Genomic DNA, 237 nt, shown 5'->3' on the forward strand with positions numbered 1-237 from the left:
TCCTCCCGAGCAGAGTCATCCTCCTCGGCACGATCCGCATCGTCCTGCGCATCGCCGTCCTCGGCTTCCTCCCGAGCAGAGTCATCCTCCTCGGCACGATCCGCATCATCCTGCGCATCGCCGTCCTCGGCCTCCTCCCGAGCAGAGTCATCCTCCTCGGCACGCCGATCCGCATCATCCTGCGCATCGTCAGCCTCGGCCTCCTCCCGAGCAGAGTCATCCTCCTCGGCACGATCC

1 protein-coding gene is annotated in these 237 nt (G+C 66.2%); it reads left to right on the forward strand.

Annotated elements, in window-relative coordinates; translation table 11 throughout:
* Positions 1-237: hypothetical protein (locus tag EIY87_RS47730; protein WP_158641350.1), on the forward strand; the 237-nt coding region annotated here is incomplete at both ends.

It is taken from the genome of Amycolatopsis eburnea (assembly GCF_003937945.1).
Taxonomy (GTDB): Bacteria; Actinomycetota; Actinomycetes; order Mycobacteriales; family Pseudonocardiaceae; genus Amycolatopsis; species Amycolatopsis eburnea.